The sequence below is a fragment of the Leclercia adecarboxylata genome (assembly GCF_035787115.1).
GTDB classification, from domain to species: domain Bacteria; phylum Pseudomonadota; class Gammaproteobacteria; order Enterobacterales; family Enterobacteriaceae; genus Enterobacter; species Enterobacter adecarboxylatus_E.
The window spans coordinates 473,717-493,188 of the sequence record NZ_JALKTL010000002.1; the positions used below are offsets into that span (position 1 = coordinate 473,717).

The window sequence follows — 19,472 nt, forward strand, 5'->3', positions numbered from 1 at the left end:
CCAATCATTTCCGGAGGATAGCCAGGATTGTCCCCCTTCCCGGACAGGATAATAAAGCTATTTCTGGTAAATCAATTGTTACCTTCTTGTTGTACACTCGCGCGCTTTCGATTATAAATCGTCACTTTTGATTTACTTCAATCAAACACCTTTGTCATTAACAGGGAAAATCTATGTCCGTTCAAAAATTGTCCAGAGCCGCAGCCGTGCTGCTGGGGCTTCTGGGTGTCTTAATTCTGGCGATGGGCATATTCTTCGCTTACTACGGCGGGAAGCTGGTCAGCGTTGACGGCAGTCCGTACTTTCTCATTGCCGGATGCGCGCTGGTAGTCTCCGGCATCCAGATCCTGCGCCAGCGCCTGAGTGGCGCGATCCTCTATTTTGTGGTGTTAGCGGGCACCGCTATCTGGGCCCTGTGGGATGTGGGCTTCGATTTCTGGCCGCTGGTCTCGCGTCTGCTCACCCTCGCGGGCATCGCGATTCTGGTGGCGATCTCCCTGCCGTTGCTGCTCCGTCGCGCCGGTAAGTTCCCGTGCTGGAAAGGCGCAGGCGCAATTGCGGCGGTGCTGACGCTTGCCTTTGCCGCCACCGTCGGGGGCATGTTTGTCCCGCACGATCCGGTGACGGCCTCGGGCGAACCGCTTCCCCTCACTCCGGTAAAACCTGGCGAAGAACAGAAGAACTGGGCCAACTACGGCAACACACCAGGCGCATCGCGCTTTGTGGCGCTGGACCAGATCACCCGCAATAACGTTAAAAACCTGCAGGTGGCCTGGACCTATCGCACCGGCGATATCCCCGTCAGCCCAAACGGCGGCGGCGCGGAAGACCAGCAGACCCCGCTGCAGATCGGCAACAGGCTTTTCCTCTGTACGCCGCATAACAACGTCATTGCCGTTGATGCGACCACCGGCAAAGAGCTGTGGAAAACGGAGATCAACGCAAAGCAGAAAAAATGGATGCGCTGTCGCGGCCTGGCTTACTTTGATGCCGGGGCACCGCTGCAGCAGCCGACTCTGCCGGGTTCTTCTCCGGTGGCGACCGTATCGCTGCCTGCGGATGCCCAGTGCAAGCGCCGTATCATCATGAACAGCGTGACCCCGGAGCTGATTGCTCTGGATGCGGATACCGGTGCCTTCTGCGAGGATTTTGGCAACCACGGGCGCGTCAGCCTGAGTGCGCAGATGGGTAAAGGGGCGGATACCGGCCTCTACTACCCTACCTCCGCCCCGACGCTCGCCGGTACAACGATTGTGGTCGGCGGTCGCGTGGCAGATAACGTGGCGACGGATATGCCAGGCGGCGTGGTACGTGGCTTCGACGTTATTACCGGCCAGCTGCGCTGGGCCTTCGATCCGGGCAAACCGGACGCGCAGCAAGCGCCTCCTGCCAGTGAAAACTACACCCGCTCCACCCCTAACGTGTGGGCGCCGATGTCTTACGATCCCCAGTCCAATACCGTGTTTATGCCAACCGGCAGCGCAGCGGTGGACCTGTGGGGCGTGAAGCATAACGACCTGGATCGTCAGTTTGGTGCCGCGATGGTGGCGGTGGACGCCAGCACCGGCAAGGTGAAATGGGTGTACCAGACCGTTCATAACGATCTGTGGGACTTTGACGTCCCGATGCAGCCGACCTTCTCTGACTTCCCGACCGGCAACGGCAAAACCACCCCGGCGCTGATCTTCGGCACCAAATCCGGCCAGCTGTTTGTGCTGGATCGCGCCACCGGCAAGCCGCTAACCAACGTCGAAGAGCGCAAGGTGACCCAGGGTCAGATCCCGAAAGAGATCTACTCCCCGACCCAGCCCTTCTCGGTGGGCATGCCAACCATTGGCGCAGACGTGCTAAAAGAGTCCGACATGTGGGGCGCGACGCCGTTTGACCAGCTGATCTGCCGCATCGAGTTTAAATCGAAGCGTTACAACGGCCTGTTTACCCCGCCGGGGGATGACCCGTCCCTGAACCTGCCGGGCTCGTTAGGCGGCATGAACTGGGGCGGTCTGTCGATTGACCCGGTGAATCAGTACCTGTTTATTAACGACATGCGCGTGGGTCTGGAAGTGCAGCTCATCCCGGCCTCGCCTGAAATTCAGGACGCTAAAAACGACGGTAACGAGGCCGCCGCCATCAGCCGTCCGGTGCCGCTGGCCGGTACGCCGTACGCCATTAACGCCAAAGTGCGCTTCATGTCGCCGGTAGAGATCCCTTGCCAGAAGCCGCCGTTTGGCACGCTGACCGCAGTCGATCTGAAAACCCAGAAAATTGCCTGGCAGGTGCCGGTGGGCACGGTGAAGGATACCGGTCCGTTTGGCGTGAAGATGGGTCTGCCCATCCCAATCGGCATGCCAACCATCGGCGGCACGATGGTTACCCAGGGCGGGCTGGTGTTTATCGCCTCAACCCAGGATTACTATCTGCGCGCCTTCGATACTTCAACCGGTAAAGAGGCGTGGAAAGCCCGCCTGCCGGTGGGCAGCCAGAGTACGCCAATCAGCTATAAATCGCCGGTGGACGGGAAGCAGTATCTGCTGATCACCGCCGGGGGTGCGCGTAACTCGCCGGATCGCGGTGACTACGTGATTGCGTATAAGCTGCCGTAATCATTCCGAAACAGCCATCCCTCCGGGGATGGCTTAGCCGAACCAGGCTACCTTTATAGCTATCCACATCACCGGAGATAGCAATGAAAGTATTAATGGTTCTCACCTCTCACAGTGAACTGGGCAATACCGGCAAGAAAACCGGCTTCTGGCTGGAGGAGTTTGCCGCCCCGTACTACGTCTTCAAAGATGCGGGCGCCGAGGTGGTGCTGGCATCCCCCGCAGGCGGTCAGCCTCCTGTAGATCCCAAAAGCGATCAGCCCGACTTCCAGACCGACATGACCGGGCGCTTCAAAGCCGATCCGGCGGCACAGCAGGCGCTCGCCAACACCCTGAAGCTCGACAGCGTGCGTCAGGACGATTTTGACACGGTATTCTATCCGGGCGGCCACGGCCCGCTATGGGATCTGGCGGAGTCGCAGACCTCCATCGCCCTGATTGAAGCCTTCACCCGCGCGGGTAAACCCACGGGCTTTGTCTGCCACGCCCCGGGGGTGCTGCGCCACGTGAAAACCGAATCCGGCGAGCCACTGGTTAAAGGTCGCAAGGTAACGGGCTTTACCAACGGCGAAGAAGCCGACGTCGAGCTGACCAACGTGGTGCCTTTCCTGGTTGAAGATGAGTTGAGCGCCCTTGGGGCGCATTACCAGAAAGGCCCGAACTGGGGTTCCTGGATTGTCGAAGACGGCAAGCTGATTACCGGGCAGAACCCGGCCAGCTCCGGAGAGGCGGCAAAAGCGCTGGTCGCTGCCCTGCGTTAATCCCCCGCCCGGCCGCTGGCCGGGCTTTTCTCCTGCATGCACCGCAAAGAGTGTTAAATGCAAAACAGTTTCATACTGTTAAGCTTTTGCGCTTCACACGGGAGAACTTATGAACACCATTATTGACCTGTTTAACGACCATAAAAGCGAGCGCAGCTTTACCGATCAAGCCATTGATGACGCCACGCTCGAACGCATTATCAGCACGGCGTACCGCGCTCCCACTTCCGTCCATTCCCAGCAGGTGTCGGCGATTGTCACCCGCGATGCTGAAAAGCGGGCAAAAATCTCGCAGATTGCCGGCGGCCAGCCGTGGATTGCCAAAGCCCCGGTGTTTATTACCTTTGTGCTGGATATGTATAAAACGCAGGTCGGCATGAAGCTGGCAGGTAACGAGCAGGTGGCGCACCAGAGCATCGAGAGCCTGGTGGCGGGCGCAACCGACGTGGGTATTGCCCTGGGTTCGGTGATGGCAGCGGCCCGCTCAGAAGGGCTGGGGATTGTGCCAATTGGCGGTATCCGCCTGAAGCCGCAGGAGCTGATTGAGCTGCTTGAGCTGCCGGAGCACACCTTCCCGGTAGCGGGCGTGGTGATTGGCCATGTTGATGTTCCTTCCCATCACAAACCGCGTCTGCCGCTTGAGACCTTCCGTCACGACGAAGCCTATGTCACCGAGGGGCTGGAAGCGAAAATCACCCGCTACAATCAGCAGATGACCGATCACTGGCAGACCATCAACCGCACCGACGGTGAAACCTGGAGCGAAAGCGTGAGCGGTTATTACAAGCACATTTACTTCCCGGACGTGCTGCCAGCCCTGCTTAAGCAAGGCTTCGGGGTCGACAAGTAGCGACTGTAATTGTCCGTCGGCGCTTCGCTTGCACGGGTCTAAGAGTGGAGCAGGCCGGGTAAGGCGAAGCCGCCACCCGGCAAAAATGCGCGCCAGATCACCCCTTAATTCTCGGATCCAGCGCGTCGCGCAACCCATCGCCCAGCAAATTAAACGCCAGCACGGTAAGGAAAATCGCCATGCTCGGGAACAGGGCCACGTGCGGGGCGATCACCATATCGGCCCGCGCCTCGTTGAGCATTGCGCCCCACTCCGGCGTCGGCGGCTGGGCACCTAAACCGAGGAACGACAGGCTGGCGGCGGAGATAATCGACACCCCGATACGCATGGTGAAATAGACCACTATCGAGGAGACGGTGCCCGGCAGGATGTGATTAAACAGGATTGTGGCGTCGCTGGCCCCGATGCTGCGCGCAGACTCGATAAAGGTCTGCTGCTTCAGCACCAGGGTATTGCCGCGCACCAGGCGGGCGAAGGCCGGAATAGAGAAGATCGCCACGGCGATGATCACGTTGGCCATGCCGTTGCCCATCACCGCCACCACCGCAATGGCCAGCAGAATGCCGGGGAAGGCAAAGAGCACGTCGCAGATGCGCATGATGATGCGGTCCCACCAGCCCTCGTAGTAGCCCGCCAGCAGCCCCAGCACCGTGCCGATGGCGGCGCCAATCAGCACCGCAAACACGCCCGCCGCCAGCGAGATCTGCGCCCCCATCAGTACCCGGCTGAAGATATCACGCCCCAAAGAGTCCACGCCGAACCAGTGCATCATCGACGGTCCCTCGTTCAGACGGTCGTAATCGAAGTAGTTCTCGGCGTCGAAGGGTACGATCCAGGGGGCCAGTATCGCCACCAGGATCAGCAGCAGCACAAACAGCCCGGCGGCAATCGCCACCGGCTGCTTGCGAAAGCGTCGCCAGAATTCATGCCACGGGGTGCGGATCTGATCCGGTTTGAGTCCCGGCATCGCCTTTAACATGGCCTGCCGGCGCCAGTTTAACAGTCGCATCTTACTTGTACCTGATAGCCGGATTAATGGCGGCATACAGGACATCCACCACTAAGTTGATAAGAATAAACTCCAGCGAAAAGAGCAGGACTTCCGCCTGGATCACCGGGTAGTCGCGCATCTCGACGGAATCGACCAGCAGGCGCCCGAGCCCCGGCCAGTTGAAGACCTTTTCCACCACGATGGAGCCGCCGAGCAGAAAGCCGAACTGCAGCCCCATCATGGTCACTACCGGGATCATCGCGTTGCGCAGGCCATGCTTGAGGATCACCCACTTCTCGCTGACCCCTTTCGCCCGGGCGGTGCGCATATAGTCTTCGTTCAGCACATCCACGAACGAGGCGCGGGTGAAGCGCGCCATCACCGCCGCCACCGCCGCCCCCAGCGTCAGCGAAGGCAGGATGTAGTGCCGCCAGCTGTCGGCCCCCACGGTGGGTAGCCAGCCCAGCTCCACGGAGAAGATCTGCATCAGCAGCATCCCCAGGGCAAAGGCCGGGAAGGAGATCCCGGTCACCGCCAGCGCCATCCCCAGCCGGTCCGGCCAGCGGTTACGCCAGACGGCCGCCACAATCCCCGCCATCAGGCCAAACAGCACCGCCCAGGCCATGCTGGCGAGCGTCAGCCAGAACGTGGGCATAAAGCGGCTGGCAATCTCCGCCGAAACGGGCCGACGGGAGACCATCGAAGTGCCAAAATCGCCCTGCAGGACGTTGGTAATATAGTGCCAGAACTGGCGGTAAAGCGGCTGATCCAGCCCCAGCTGCTTACGCACCAGCTCAATGACCGTGGCATCCGCTTCCGGGCCGGCAATCAGCCGTGCCGGATCGCCCGGCAGCATATGCACAAATAAAAAGACCAGCACCGCCACAATCAGCAGCGTCGGGATCAGACCCAGCAGGCGTTTAATCACATAATTCAGCATGCACATTCCTCTCATCCCGCAGGCATATACCTGCGGGAATGAGTGCTCTATTTCAGATCCGCGTCGTCAAAGCTAAAGCCGGTATCCGGCATGATGTAAAACCCGGTCAGCGCCTTGTTGTGCGCCGAGACCAGTTTCTCTACCACCAGCGGCACCCACGGCGACTCCTTCCAGATGGTATCCTGGGCGTCCCTGTACAGCTTCGCTTTCTCTTCCGGCTGGGTGGTTTTCAGCGCTTCCGTCAGATCTTTATCCACCTGCGGATTACTGTAAAACGCGGTATTGAACAGGGTGGGCGGCCAGTTTTGCGAGGCAAACAGCGGCGACAGCGCCCAGTCCGCTTCGCCGGTGGAGGCCGACCAGCCGGTGTAGAACATCCTTACGCCGCTCTCTTTCTGCCCTTTGCCTTCCACTTCGGCGGCACGCTGCCCGGCATCCATCGCCGTCACCTGCACCTTAATACCTACCTGCGCCAGCTGCTGCTGGGTAAACTGCAGCACCTTCTGGGCGGTACTGTGATTATGCGATGACCACAGGGTGGTGCTGAAGCCGTTCGGGAAGCCCGCCTCTTTCAGCAGCGCGCGGGCTTTTGTCGGATTGTACTCCCAGGGATGAAACTGCTGGGAGTAAGCGATGGAGGGCGGCACGACGCCGGTGGCCGGGGTGGCGTAGCCCGCAAAGGCCACCTTCACCAGCGCCTCGCGGTTGATGGCGTAGTTGATCGCCTCGCGCACTTTCGGGTTATCGAACGGCTTTTGCGTCACGTTCATGCTGATGTAGCGCTGCATAATCGACGGGCTGGCCACCAGCTCCAGCTTGCTGTTTTTGCCGAGCCGCGCTGCCTGTTCGTAAGGGATCGGGAAAGCAAACTGCGCTTCGCCGGTCTGCAGCATCGCCGCGCGGGTGTTGTTATCCACCACCGGACGCCAGGTGATGGAGTCCAGCTTCGGCAGCCCCTGCTGCCAGTAACCGGCAAACTTCTTCACCTTCACAAAGTCGGTCTGGTTCCAGGTCTCCAGCTCATAGGGCCCGGTGCCCACCGGATGGAAACCAATCTCTTTGCCGTACTTTTTCAGCGCCGCCGGGGAGATCATCGCCGTGGCCGGGTGGGCCAGAATGTTGATAAAGGCCGAGAACGGCGCTTTGAGGGTGATTTTTACGGTGGTGGGATCGACGGCCTCAGTGCTGGCGATATTTTTATACAGGTTGTAGCGCTTGAGGCTGTTTTCCGGGTTGCTGGCGCGGTCGAGATTGACCTTCACCGCTTCGGCGTTAAAGTCGGTGCCATCCTGGAACTTCACGCCGCTGCGCAGCTTGATGGTGTAGACCAGCCCGTCGTCCGAGACGGTATAGCTCTCGGCCAGCACGTTTTTCACCTGCATCTCTTTATCCAGGCCAAACAGCCCCTGATAAAACGACTTTGCCACCTGCTGAGAGAGCGTGTCGTTGGCATCATAGGGATCGAGGGTGGTGAAGTTGGAGGCCACCGCCACCACCACGTCTTTTGCCGCGAAGGCCGGCGTGGCCGCCAGGGCGGCCGTTACGCTCGCGGCTAACAGCCATCGGCGAGCAACAAATTTTGTCATTTTCTTCTCCTGTTGTTCTCTGCTGTCTTAAGTCATAAACGCGAAAAAGCATTATCCTGCGGCGGCGGGGCGACAAAATGGCCGGGACTCACCTCGCGTAATACCACCCGCTCGGTGGGTTCTCCCCACTGGCGAATGTTGCCCGGCTGCTCGTCCTGCAACAGCACCCGTCGGGCCTGTCGATGGGCCGGATCGGCGACCGGTACCGCCGCCATCAGCTTGCGGGTGTAAGGATGCTGCGGGTTTTCAAATACCGCCCGGCGCGGACCAATCTCGACAATCTGCCCGAGATACATCACCGCCACCCGGTGGCTGATGCGCTCCACCACCGCCATGTCGTGCGAAATAAACAGAAACGCGATGCCCATCTCCCGCTGTAAATCGAGCAGCAGGTTAATGATTTGCGCCCGGATGGAGACGTCCAGCGCCGAGACCGACTCATCGGCAATCACCACCTTCGGGTTCAGCGCCAGCGCGCGGGCAATACAGATCCGCTGCCGCTGGCCGCCGGAAAATTCATGAGGATAGCGCCAGGCGTGTTCCGGTTTGAGTCCAACGCGCTCCAGCAGCCATGCCACCCGCCGCTGGGCGGCTTCCCCCTCCAGCAGGTTATGCACCCGCAGCGGCTCCATAATCGAATAGCCCACCGTCTGCCGGGGGTCGAGGGAGGCATAGGGATCCTGGAAGATAAACTGAATGTCCCGCCGCAGTGGCTGCAGTTTTCCGGCAGGCAGAGTGTCGATGCGCTCACCGTTGAAGGTGATGGTGCCCTCCTGGGCGTCCACCAGCCGCAGCAGCGCCCGCCCGGTGGTGGATTTACCGCTGCCGGACTCCCCCACCAGCGACAGCGTTTCGCCAGGCCAGAGATCAAAGCTGACGTTTTCCACCGCATGCACTTCACGCCTGACGCGGTTAAACAGGCCTCCGCGCAGCGGAAAGCGGGTCACCAGGTCACGCACTTTTAAAATGGGCTCGCCGGGCACTACGGTATTCTGCTCGGTTTCGGCCTCCTGATAGCCGGGTTCGGAGAGAGAGATTAGCGGAAAACGCCGCGGCAGATCGCTGCCGTTCATCGCCCCCAGACGCGGCACCGCGGCCAGCAGCGCCTTCGTGTAAGGGTGCTCAGGGGCGTGGAAAATCTGCTCCACGGTGCCGGTTTCCACCGCCTCGCCCTGATACATCACCAGTACCCGGTCTGCAATATCCGCCACCACGCCCATGTCATGGGTAATAAAGATCACCCCCATCTCCATCTCTTCCTGCAACACCTTAATGAGTTGCAGGATCTGCGCCTGAATGGTGACGTCCAGCGCGGTGGTCGGTTCATCGGCAATCAGCACCGCCGGGCGGCAGGAGAGCGCCATGGCGATCATTACCCGCTGGCGCATGCCGCCGGACAGCTGATGCGGGTAGCGCGACAGAATGGTCTCAGCCTCGGGGATCCGCACCTGCTCCAGCATGCGCCTGGCTTCGGCCAGCGCAGCATCGCGGTTAAGCCCCTGATGGAGGCGAATCGACTCGGCAATCTGCTCCCCCACCGGGAACACCGGGTTAAGGGAGGTCATTGGCTCCTGAAAAATCATGGCGATGTCGGCGCCACGCACGCCGCGCATCTGAGCCGGGGTCAGGGTGGTGAGATCGCTCACCTGGCCGCTGCGACGGCGCAGCAACAGGCTGTCGCATGCCACCTGACCGCCGGATTGCTCAATCAGACGCATTAACGACAGGGCGGTGACCGATTTACCGGACCCGGACTCGCCGACAATCGCCAGCGTCTCGCCGCGTTTCAGCGAAAAAGAGAGCTGTTTAACGGCCGCGATCGGCTGCCGCTCGCTGGAGAAGGCAACGTTCAGGTTGTGCACCGCCAGCACCTGCTGGCTGTCCAGTTCATCGCTGTGCGGCATCCCTTTCTCCTTATTCACGGTAAATTCCGGTGCTCGGCGTATCACCTGCATAGCCCCAGGCGCGGTACATCCCTTCGCTGTTGAAGGGGAGTGCTACGTTACCCTCGCGATCGACGGCAATCAGCCCACCGCTGCCTTCGAGCGCCGGGAGCTTCTCCATCACCACCCGCTCGCAGGCTTCCGCCAGGCTTAAACCGCCGTAATCCATCAGCGCGGCAATGTCATAGGCGGCAAGGGTGCGGATAAACACCTCCCCGGAACCGGTACAGGAGACCGCCACGCTGGCGTTATTGGCATAGCAGCCCGCGCCGGGCAGCGGGCTGTCGCCCACCCGACCGGGCAGTTTATTGGTCATCCCGCCAGTGGAAGTGGCGGCCGCCAGATTGCCCGCTTTATCCAGCGCCACGGCGCCAACGGTGCCCGTTTTGCTGGACTCATCCAGCGGGGCGGTATGGTCGAGCCGGATTTCCCCCGCGCCGCGCGCCGCCAGCAGCTGCTGATAACGTTCCGGTGTGGAAAAAATCTCCGGCGACACCGCTTCCATGCCGTGGGCAAAGGCAAATTTCTCGGCCCCCTCGCCCACCAGCAGCACATGCGGGCTCTGCTCCATCACCAGACGGGCAGCCAGCACCGGGTTGCGCAGATGGCTGACCCCGGCCACGGCACCCGCTTTCAGGGTATTACCGTCCATCACGCAGGCATCCAGCTCGTGGGTTTCATCGCGGGTAAACACCGACCCTATCCCGGCGTTGAACAGCGGGCACTCCTCCAGCAGGCGTACCGCCTCGGTAACCACATCCAGCGCGCTCTCGCCCGCTTCCAGCATGCGCTGGCCGGTTTCCACTATCATTGAGAGCGCTTCAACGTAGCGCTGCTCCTGTTCCTGCGTGAGCTGCGCCCGGGTAATGGCCCCGGCGCCGCCGTGGATGGCGATGACTGCATTCCCCATTTACTTCACCTTTACGCGCAGAATTGCCGCTTTTTCTATAAATATCATTATCGTTGCCGGTGCTTCATATAATTTTTGAATATAGAAAGACGCCACGATGATGTAAAGGGTAAGCCCATGGTGTCATACAGTTAACGGCACTTTTCTGCCATAATGGCCGCCTTCGTTATTCTCTCCCTGGAGTGACCCATGGATTTTACCGCCGGACTGATGCCGCTTGAGACGGCACTCGCGCAGATGCTCGATCGTATTTCACCGCTGTCAGAGCAGGAAACCCTGCCGCTGCTGCGCTGTTTTGGCCGCGTGACCGCCGCCGACATCATCTCGCCCCTGAACGTGCCGGGTTTTGATAACTCAGCGATGGATGGCTATGCCGTGCGTCTGGCGGATATGGCGGCAGGCACCGCGCTGCCGGTGGCGGGCAAAGCCTTTGCCGGCCAGCCTTTCCAGGGAGAATGGCCTGCGGCAAGCTGCATCCGTATTATGACCGGCGCGCCGGTGCCGCCAGGCTGCGACGCGGTGGTGATGCAGGAAGAGACTGAGCAGAGCGACGACGGCGTGCGTTTTACCGCCAGCGTTAAGCCGGGGCAGAATATCCGCCGCAGCGGAGAAGACATTGCTCTGGGCGCCACCGTCTTCCCGGCGGGAACAAAGCTGACCGTTGCTGAACTGCCGGTGCTGGCCTCGCTGGGCATTGCGGAGATCGCCGTGGTGCGCCAGGTGCGCGTGGCGCTCTTCTCCACCGGCGATGAGCTTCAGCTGCCGGGCCAGCCGCTGGCCGAGGGGCAGATCTACGACACTAACCGGCTGGCGGTACACCTGATGCTGACGCAGCTGGGCTACGAGGTGATCAATCTCGGCATTATCCCTGACGATCCGCAAAAGCTGCGCGCCGTCTTCATTGAAGCGGATCGGGTGGCCGATGTGGTGCTGAGCTCCGGCGGCGTCTCGGTGGGCGAAGCGGACTACACCAAAACCATCCTCGATGAGCTGGGCGAGATCGGCTTCTGGAAGCTGGCCATTAAGCCGGGCAAACCCTTCGCCTTCGGCAAGCTGCCCAATAGCTGGTTCTGCGGGCTACCGGGCAACCCGGTCTCTGCGGCACTTACCTTCTATCAGCTGGTGCAGCCGCTGCTGGCGAAGCTCTCCGGCAACCGGGCGCACAGCCTGCCTGTCCGCCAGCGCGTGCGCGCCGCCACCCGGCTGAAAAAATCACCGGGTCGTCTCGACTTCCAGCGCGGCATTCTGGCACGTAACGCCGACGGCGAGCTGGAGGTGCGCACCACCGGACATCAGGGGTCGCATATTTTCAGCTCCTTCAGCCAGGGCAACTGTTTTATCGTGCTGGAGCGCGAGCGTGGTAACGTGGAAGCGGGTGAATGGGTGGAGGTTGAGCCCTTTAACGCCCTGTTTGGAGGCTAATCATGACGGTGGAGCTGAGCGACAATGAAATGCTGCGCTACAATCGCCAGATTGTGCTGCGCGGCTTTGATTTCGACGGTCAGGAGGCCCTGAAAGCGGCTAACGTGCTGGTGGTCGGCCTCGGTGGATTAGGCTGCGCCGCGGCGCAGTATCTGGCGGCTGCCGGTGTCGGGCGCATGACGCTGCTCGATTTCGACACCGTCTCGCTCTCCAACCTGCAACGCCAGACCCTGCACAGCGATGCGACCCTCGGCGAGCCAAAAGTGGCATCGGCGCGGGCGTCGCTGTCGCGCATCAACCCCAACGTGCAGTTTACGCTGCTCGACGCCCTTCTTGATGAAACCGCGCTGTATGCTCAGATTGCCGGGCACGATCTGGTGCTCGACTGCACCGACAACGTCACTATTCGCAACCAGCTCAACGCCGGCTGTTTTGCCCACAAAACGCCGCTGGTCTCCGGGGCGGCCATCCGCATGGAAGGCCAGGTGAGCGTCTTTACGTATGAGGAGGGCGAACCCTGCTACCGCTGCCTGAGCCGTCTGTTTGGCGAAAACGCCCTGACCTGTGTGGAAGCGGGCGTGATGGCGCCGCTGGTGGGGGTGATCGGCTCCCTGCAGGCGATGGAGGCCATCAAAGTGCTGGCCCGCTACGGCACGCCAGCGGCGGGGAAAATCGTGATGTATGACGCGATGACCTGCCAGTTCCGCGAGATGAAGCTGATGCGTAATCCGGGGTGTGAGGTGTGCGGGGGGAGGTAAAAGCAAAACGGCAACCGGGTTGCCGTTTTTAGTGTTTGCTCCCTCTCCCTTTGGGAGAGGGAACTGTTCGGTGCACCGGCGTCAGATCGACGTCCGTCCAAAGGCGCTCTGCCAGTCCTGCTCGAATTTCGCAACCGCCGCATCCACCGCCGGAGAGGTAATTAACTGCTGCGCCACGTCCAGCGGCAGGGTGATGGACTCACAGCCTGCCAGCAGGCAGTCCAGCGCCTGACGCGGGGTTTTGAAGCTCGCCGCCAGCACTTTTGCCTGCGGCGCGTGGAGCGTCAGCAGCTGCTGTAATTCCGCCACCGTCTGGATCCCGTCACCGCCCTGCGCATCCACGCGGTTCACATAGGGCGCAACATACTCCGCACCCGCCAGCGCCGCCATCAGCCCCTGCGCCGCACTGTACACCGCCGTTCCGAGCGTCGGCACACCCTGCGCTTTCAGCATTTTAATGGCCGCCAGCCCTTCTGCCGTTACCGGTACTTTAACCACCAGATCCGCCACAATATTGCGCAGCTTAAGGGCATCTTCCACCATCCCTTCCGCAGTGGTGGCCATCACCTGGGCAAACAGACGGCCCTGGCCGCCCATCGCCTCCTGCAGCTGGGGAAGCAAAACGTCCAGCGGCGTTTTACCCGCGGCAACGATGCTTGGGTTAGTGGTAACGCCTGCCAGAGGAAACACGCGGGCCAGTTTTTTTACCGCTACTACGTCGGATGTGTCGAGATACAGTTCCATGATGGGATCCTCAAAAATAACTATGCCGTAACCCTACCACGGCAAAACCTGCCGCGAGCTTGATTTGCGTCAAGATAACTTTCATTCGAAAGTAATTTAATCTTCATACGCAACAAGAGGCGACATTATGATCTTCAACATTCAGCGTTATTCGACACACGACGGCCCCGGTATCCGTACCGTAGTCTTTATGAAAGGCTGCTCTCTGGGCTGCCGCTGGTGTCAGAACCCGGAGAGCCGCGAGCGCTCGCGGGATCTGCTGTTCGACGCTCGCCTGTGCCTGGAGGGGTGTAACCTCTGCCAGCAGGTGGCGCCTGCGGTCATCGACCGCACGCTGAATGGCCTGGTGATCCACCGCGAAAAGCTGGACGACAGCCACCTCGATCTCCTTACCGACTGCTGCCCGACCCAGGCCCTCACCGTCTGCGGCGAAGAGAAGCAGGTTGAGGAGATCATGAGCACCGTCCTGCGGGATAAGCCTTTCTACGATCGCAGCGGCGGCGGCGTCACCCTCTCCGGCGGTGAACCTTTTATGAATCCGGACCTGGCGCGCCAGCTGTTTCAGGCCAGCCATGAACAGGGGATCCACACCGCGGTGGAAACCTGCCTGCATGTGCCATGGCACTATATCGAACCGTCATTACCGTACATCGATCTGTTTCTGGCCGACCTGAAACACGTCGATGGCGCGGTGTTTAAGCAGTGGACCGACGGCTCGGCGAAACGGGTGCTGGACAACCTCAGGCGCCTGGCCGCGGCCGGAAAACAGCTCACTATTCGCGTACCGCTGATCCAGGGCTTTAACGCCGATGAAGCGTCGATTACCGCCATTACCAATTTTGCCGCCGACGAGCTGAACGTCCGCGACATCCATTTTCTGCCGTACCACACGCTGGGCATGAACAAATACACCCTGCTCGGCCAACCCTACTCTGCCCCTGATAAACCGCTCGATAATCCTGCATTACTGGACTTTGCCCGGCAGTACGCCGCCCAGAAAGGGTTAACCGCGACCTTACGAGGATAATGTTATGACACAGCTGAATCTTACTACCCTGAGCGATCGCATTAAGGCGCATAAATCTGCCCTGGTCCACATTGTTAAGCCGCCGGTCTGTACCGAACGTGCGCAGCACTACACCGAAATGTATCAGCAGCATATGGATAAGCCGATCCCGGTGCGCCGCGCGCTGGCCCTGGCACACCATCTGGCACAGCGCACTATCTGGATCAAACATGACGAGCTGATTATCGGTAACCAGGCAAGCGTTGTGCGCGCCGCGCCGATCTTCCCGGAATACACCGTCTCGTGGATTGAAAAAGAGATCGACGATCTCGCCGACCGTCCGGGTGCGGGCTTTGCGGTAAGCGAAGAGAACAAACGCGTTCTGCATAAACTCTGCCCGTGGTGGCGCGGCCAGACGGTGCAGGATCGCTGCTACGGCATGTTCACCGACGAGCAGAAAGGCCTGCTGGAAACCGGCATTATCAAAGCCGAAGGCAATATGACCTCCGGCGACGCCCACCTGGCGGTGAATTTCCCGTTAGTGCTGGAAAAAGGGCTCGACGGCCTGCGCCACAAGGTGGCCGAGCGCCGCTCCCGCATCAACCTGACGGTGCTGGAAGACCTCCACGGCGACCAGTTCCTGAAAGCGATTGATATCGTGCTGGAAGCAGTAAGCATGCACATCAAACGCTTCGCCGACCTGGCGCGTGAGATGGCCGCCAGCGAAACCCGCGAAACCCGCCGCGACGAGCTGCTGGCGATGGCGGAAAACTGCGATGTGATTGCCCACGAGCCGCCAAAAACCTTCTGGCAGGCGCTGCAGCTGTGCTATTTCATCCAGCTGATCCTGCAGATTGAATCCAACGGCCACTCGGTCTCCTTTGCCCGGATGGACCAGTATCTCTATCCGTACTACCGTCGCGACGTGGAGCTGAACCAGTCCCTGGATCGCGAACACGCCATCGAACTGCTGCACAGCTGCTGGCTGAAGCTGCTGGAGGTAAACAAGATCCGCTCCGGCTCGCATTCCAAAGCCTCGGCGGGCAGCCCGCTGTATCAGAACGTCACTATCGGCGGCCAGAAGCTGGTGAACGACGTGGCGATGGACGCGGTTAACCCGCTCTCTTACGCGATTCTGGAATCCTGCGGTCGCCTGCGTTCCACCCAGCCGAACCTGAGCGTGCGCTACCACGCGGGCATGAGCAACGACTTCCTCGACGCCTGCGTGCAGGTGATCCGCTGCGGCTTCGGGATGCCGGCCTTTAACAACGATGAGATTGTTATTCCGGAGTTCATCAAGCTCGGCATCGAAAAAGCGGATGCTTACGACTACGCCGCGATCGGCTGTATCGAAACCGCCGTCGGCGGCAAGTGGGGCTACCGCTGCACCGGGATGAGCTTTATCAACTTCGCCCGCGTAATGCTGGCGGCGATGGAAGGCGGGCGCGACGCCACCAGCGGCAAGGTGTTCCTGCCCCAGGAAAAAGCGTTCTCGGCAGGCAACTTTAACAACTTCGACGAAGTGATGGCCGCCTGGGATAATCAGATCAAATATTACACCCGCAAGTCCATCGAAATTGAGTACGTGGTGGATACCATGCTGGAGGAGAACGTCCACGATATTCTCTGCTCGGCGCTGGTGGACGACTGCATTGAGCGCGCGAAGAGCATCAAACAGGGCGGCGCGAAGTACGACTGGGTCTCCGGCCTGCAGGTAGGTATCGCCAACCTCGGCAACAGCCTGGCGGCGGTGAAGAAGCTGGTCTTTGACCAGGGGGGGATTGGTCAGCAGCAGCTGGCGGCGGCGCTGGCCGATGACTACGAGGGGCTGACTCACGAGCAGCTGCGCCAGCGTCTGATCAACGGTGCACCGAAGTACGGTAACGACGATGACAGCGTGGATCTGCTGCTGGCCCGGGCCTACCAGACCTACATCGAAGAGCTGAAGCAGTACCATAACCCGCGCTACGGTCGCGGCCCGACTGGCGGCAATTACTACGCCGGAACCTCCTCCATCTCCGCCAACGTGCCCTTTGGCGCGGCAACCATGGCGACCCCGGACGGGCGTAAAGCACATACTCCGCTGGCGGAAGGGGCAAGTCCGGCCTCCGGTACTGACCACCTGGGCCCAACCGCGGTGATCGGCTCCGTGGGCAAACTGCCGACTGAGGCGATCCTGGGCGGCGTGCTGCTGAACCAGAAGCTTAACCCGGCGACGCTGGATAACGACAGCGACCGCCAGAAGCTGATGGTGCTGCTGCGGACCTTCTTTGAGGTGCATAAAGGCTGGCACATCCAGTACAACATCGTGTCGCGCGAAACCCTGCTGGAAGCGAAGAAACACCCGGACCAGTATCGCGATCTGGTGGTGCGCGTGGCGGGTTATTCAGCGTTCTTCACCGCTCTGTCGCCGGATGCGCAGGACGATATCATCGCGCGTACGGAGCATACGTTGTAGTTTGATCCCCTCTCCCTTGAGGGAGAGGGTTAGGGTGAGGGGGAAATGCGCGCGCTGGTGCCCTCACCCCGGCCCTCTCCCACCGGGAGAGGGAGCAAACCCCAAAAACGGCAACCCGGTTGCCGTTTTGCTTTTACCTCCGCCACCCGGCTTTTTCGCTTTCATTCGAAAGTGTTTGTGGTTTAGGTCACATTGTTATTAGAATGTTGCTGGTCGCAGTTATATCCAGGAGCGCAATGTATGACCGTTAAAGTTATCGTCACTGATATGGACGGAACTTTCCTTGATGACGCCAAGCAGTACGATCGTGACCGCTTTCAGGCGCAGTTCCAGCAACTTCAGGCCCGTAATATTGAGTTCGTTGTCGCCAGCGGCAACCAGTATTACCAGCTCATCTCCTTTTTCCCGGAGCTGAAAGAGCAGATCTCGTTCGTGGCGGAAAATGGCGCGCTGGTGTTCGATCACGGCGAGCAGATTTTCCACGGCGAGCTGACGAAGCATGAGTCGCAGATCGTTATTGGCGAGCTGCTGAAAGATCCCTCCCTGAACTTCGTCGCCTGCGGTCTGGAAAGCGCCTACGTCAGCGAAAAGGCCTCCGACGCCTTTGTCGACCTGATGTCAAAACACTATCACCGGCTGCAACGCATCAGCGACTATCGCGAGATTGACGACGTGCTGTTCAAGTTCTCCCTGAACCTGCCCGACAGCGATATCCCAAACCTGATCGACGCTCTGCATGTCTCCCTCGACGGCATTATGAAGCCGGTGACCAGCGGGTTTGGCTTTGTCGATTTGATCATCCCCGGTCTGCATAAAGCCAGCGGTCTCAGTCGCCTGCTGAAGCGCTGGCACATCTCTCCTCAGGCGTGCGTGGCCATTGGCGACAGCGGTAACGACGCTGAGATGCTGAAGTTTGTGAACTACTCCTTCGCTATGGGTAACGCGGGCGAGAGCATCAAAGCCATCACCCGTTATCAGGCCGATGACAATAACCACCAGGGCGCGCTGAACGTGATTCAGGCCGTCCTCGATAATACCCCGCCATTCAGTAACTGATTTTCTCGCCGGAGGCCCCTCCGGCGAACCTCTCTCTTTCTCTCCGGGTTGTGCACTTCATCAAGTTATTTAACTTGCATTAACTTATTTTTAACCTAAAGTATCACTTGTAATCACTTTTACTTTCGAATGAAAGATAGCGAGGCTGTTATGACCTTAACGTTTACCAGTGAAACTTTGCCTTCCGACCACAAAGCGGCCATCCGTCAGATGAAACGCGAACTGCGGGCACAGATTGGCGACGTGCAGGGCGTGTTCGATCGCCTGAGCGCAAAAATTGCCAGCCGCGTGGCAGAAATTACTATCCTGAAAAGCAAAGGCGATGCCGTCTGGCCGGTGATCCCCTTTGCGGACGTGCAGAGCGGTAACATCAGCCCGGAACAGCGCGAGGCGGTTAAACGCCGCGGCTGTGCGGTAATCAAAGGTCATTTCCCGCGCGAGAAGGCGCTGGCGTGGGATAACGCGATGCTCGACTATCTGGATCTCAACCGTTTTGATGATGTCTATAAAGGTCCAGGGGATAACTTCTTTGGCTCCCTCACCGCTTCCCGCCCGGAGATCTATCCGATCTACTGGTCACACGCCCAGATGGAAGCCCGCCAGAGCGAAGAGATGGCTCAAGTGCAGTCGTTCCTGAACCGTTTATGGACTTTTGAGAGCAACGGCAAGCAGTGGTTCGACCCGGACGTTAGCGTCATCTACCCGGACCGCATTCGTCGCCGTCCGCCGGGCACCACCTCTAAAGGCCTCGGGGCGCACACCGATTCCGGTGCGCTGGAGCGTTGGCTGCTGCCGGCCTATCAGCAGGTTTTTGCCCACGTTTTCAACGGTAATGTCGATCGCTACGATCCCTGGAACGCCGCTCACAGGACCGAAGTGGAAGAGTACACCGTGGACAACACCACCAAATGCTCGGTGTTTCGCACCTTCCAGGGCTGGACGGCGCTGTCCGACATGATCCCCGATCAGGGCCTGCTGCACGTAGTGCCGATCCCGGAAGCGATGGCTTACATTCTGCTGCGTCCGCTGCTGGACGATGTGCCGGAAGATGAACTCTGCGGCGTGGCGCCGGGCCGGGTGCTGCCGATCTCGGAGAAGTGGCATCCGCTGTTAATTGAAGCCCTGACCAGCATTCCGGCGCTGGAGGCGGGTGACTCCGTCTGGTGGCATTGCGATGTGATCCACTCGGTGGCACCGGTTGAGAACCAGCAGGGCTGGGGCAACGTGATGTACATTCCGGCAGCGCCGATGTGCGAGAAAAATCTCGCCTACGCGAAGAAGGTGAAAGCGGCGCTGGAGGCCGGGGCCTCGCCGGGCGATTTCCCACGCGAAGATTATGAGTCTGAATGGCAGTCACGCTTCACCGTTGATGATTTGAACATTCACGGCAAACGCGCGCTGGGTATGGTCTGATCGCTTTTGAGATGACCCTTCCCGGACGGGA

15 protein-coding genes are annotated in these 19,472 nt (G+C 60.0%); 9 read left to right on the forward strand and 6 right to left on the reverse strand.

Translation table 11 applies throughout. The features are described 5' to 3' along the window. Positions 1 to 173: 173 nt before the first annotated feature. From MXM41_RS09710 to MXM41_RS09720, 3 genes are all read left to right on the forward strand, one after another. Complete coding sequence (locus tag MXM41_RS09710) at positions 174 to 2,603, forward strand: membrane-bound PQQ-dependent dehydrogenase, glucose/quinate/shikimate family (protein WP_325931585.1); 2,430 nt, start codon at positions 174 to 176, stop codon at positions 2,601 to 2,603. Positions 2,604 to 2,686: 83 nt separating this feature from the next. Further along, positions 2,687 to 3,364 carry a type 1 glutamine amidotransferase domain-containing protein gene (locus MXM41_RS09715; protein WP_325931586.1) on the forward strand — a complete coding sequence of 226 codons (678 nt, stop codon included), beginning with the start codon at positions 2,687 to 2,689 and terminating at the stop codon, positions 3,362 to 3,364. 109 nt (positions 3,365 to 3,473) lie between these two features. After that, on the forward strand, positions 3,474 to 4,214 hold the full coding sequence (locus MXM41_RS09720; protein ID WP_325931587.1) for a nitroreductase family protein: 741 nt from the start codon (positions 3,474 to 3,476) through the stop codon (positions 4,212 to 4,214). Positions 4,215 to 4,311: 97 nt separating this feature from the next. Here the strand turns inward: MXM41_RS09720 and gsiD are convergent, their stop codons facing one another. The 5 genes from gsiD to iaaA are packed head-to-tail and all read right to left on the reverse strand — an operon-like array spanning position 4,312 to position 10,584. Next, positions 4,312 to 5,223 carry a glutathione ABC transporter permease GsiD gene (gene gsiD / locus MXM41_RS09725; RefSeq protein WP_325931588.1) on the reverse strand — a complete coding sequence of 304 codons (912 nt, stop codon included), beginning with the start codon at positions 5,221 to 5,223 and terminating at the stop codon, positions 4,312 to 4,314. A gap of 1 nt (position 5,224) precedes the next feature. Next, entirely contained in the window at positions 5,225 to 6,145 is a 921-nt protein-coding gene (gene gsiC, locus MXM41_RS09730) for a glutathione ABC transporter permease GsiC (RefSeq protein WP_325931589.1), read from the reverse strand. A 47-nt stretch (positions 6,146 to 6,192) separates the two neighbouring features. Next, entirely contained in the window at positions 6,193 to 7,731 is a 1,539-nt protein-coding gene (gene gsiB, locus MXM41_RS09735) for a glutathione ABC transporter substrate-binding protein GsiB (protein WP_325931590.1), read from the reverse strand. A 32-nt stretch (positions 7,732 to 7,763) separates the two neighbouring features. Next, positions 7,764 to 9,635 (reverse strand): glutathione ABC transporter ATP-binding protein GsiA, encoded by a 1,872-nt coding sequence (gene gsiA, locus MXM41_RS09740; RefSeq protein WP_325931915.1) that lies wholly within the window; start codon positions 9,633 to 9,635, stop codon positions 7,764 to 7,766. Positions 9,636 to 9,645: 10 nt separating this feature from the next. Then, positions 9,646 to 10,584 carry a beta-aspartyl-peptidase gene (iaaA, locus tag MXM41_RS09745; RefSeq protein ID WP_325931591.1) on the reverse strand — a complete coding sequence of 313 codons (939 nt, stop codon included), beginning with the start codon at positions 10,582 to 10,584 and terminating at the stop codon, positions 9,646 to 9,648. Positions 10,585 to 10,773: 189 nt separating this feature from the next. Here iaaA and moeA point away from each other — a divergent pair, with 189 nt between their 5' ends. Together moeA and moeB are read left to right on the forward strand one after the other, a co-directional pair. After that, positions 10,774 to 12,006 (forward strand): molybdopterin molybdotransferase MoeA, encoded by a 1,233-nt coding sequence (moeA, locus tag MXM41_RS09750; RefSeq protein ID WP_325931592.1) that lies wholly within the window; start codon positions 10,774 to 10,776, stop codon positions 12,004 to 12,006. Between the two features lie 2 nt (positions 12,007 to 12,008). Next, positions 12,009 to 12,764, forward strand: a complete 756-nt coding sequence (moeB, locus tag MXM41_RS09755; RefSeq protein WP_325931593.1) for a molybdopterin-synthase adenylyltransferase MoeB — start codon at positions 12,009 to 12,011, stop codon at positions 12,762 to 12,764. An 81-nt stretch (positions 12,765 to 12,845) separates the two neighbouring features. Here moeB and fsa read toward each other — a convergent pair whose 3' ends face one another. Next, on the reverse strand, positions 12,846 to 13,508 hold the full coding sequence (gene fsa, locus MXM41_RS09760; protein WP_325931594.1) for a fructose-6-phosphate aldolase: 663 nt from the start codon (positions 13,506 to 13,508) through the stop codon (positions 12,846 to 12,848). 127 nt (positions 13,509 to 13,635) lie between these two features. Here fsa and MXM41_RS09765 point away from each other — a divergent pair, with 127 nt between their 5' ends. From MXM41_RS09765 to MXM41_RS09780, 4 genes are all read left to right on the forward strand, one after another. Further along, positions 13,636 to 14,535, forward strand: coding sequence for a glycyl-radical enzyme activating protein (locus MXM41_RS09765; RefSeq protein ID WP_325931595.1), 900 nt, complete (start codon positions 13,636 to 13,638; stop codon positions 14,533 to 14,535). A gap of 4 nt (positions 14,536 to 14,539) precedes the next feature. After that, positions 14,540 to 16,972, forward strand: a complete 2,433-nt coding sequence (locus tag MXM41_RS09770; RefSeq protein ID WP_325931596.1) for a formate C-acetyltransferase/glycerol dehydratase family glycyl radical enzyme — start codon at positions 14,540 to 14,542, stop codon at positions 16,970 to 16,972. Between the two features lie 240 nt (positions 16,973 to 17,212). After that, positions 17,213 to 18,028 carry a Cof-type HAD-IIB family hydrolase gene (locus MXM41_RS09775; RefSeq protein ID WP_325931597.1) on the forward strand — a complete coding sequence of 272 codons (816 nt, stop codon included), beginning with the start codon at positions 17,213 to 17,215 and terminating at the stop codon, positions 18,026 to 18,028. A gap of 150 nt (positions 18,029 to 18,178) precedes the next feature. Beyond that, a complete protein-coding gene (locus tag MXM41_RS09780; protein WP_325931598.1) occupies positions 18,179 to 19,441 on the forward strand; it encodes a DUF1479 domain-containing protein in 1,263 nt (420 codons plus the stop codon). Positions 19,442 to 19,472 lie beyond the last annotated feature (31 nt).